1 protein-coding gene is annotated in these 253 nt (G+C 40.3%); it reads left to right on the top strand.

All coding sequences use genetic code 11. The features are described 5' to 3' along the window. Positions 1-253 (top strand): transposase (locus tag FD17_RS13280; RefSeq protein WP_162256794.1); only part of this gene is annotated, 253 nt, incomplete at both ends.

The following is a 253-nucleotide window of genomic DNA, read 5'->3' as shown; positions in this document are numbered from 1 at the left end:
TTGGTGATCCTGATGTGGTCCCCAGTTACCGGACAATCAATCGTTTCCGTACTGATCAGCAAACAACCAAACTCATCGTCCTCATGTACCTTCAGTTTCGGCAATCCTTAATTGACAACAATCTGTTGAGTGATGAAGCTATTTTCATTGATGGTACTAAAATCCTTGCCGATGCCAATAAGTATTCATTTGTGTGGCGCAAGAGTACTGAAAAGTTTGAAAGTAAGCTTGATCAAAAAACGAGAGCTCTATT

The organism is Lentilactobacillus sunkii DSM 19904 (assembly GCF_001435575.1).
Classification (GTDB): domain Bacteria; phylum Bacillota; class Bacilli; order Lactobacillales; family Lactobacillaceae; genus Lentilactobacillus; species Lentilactobacillus sunkii.
Note: the sequence above shows the minus strand (reverse complement) of the source record. Positions and strands in the feature narration are given on the sequence as shown.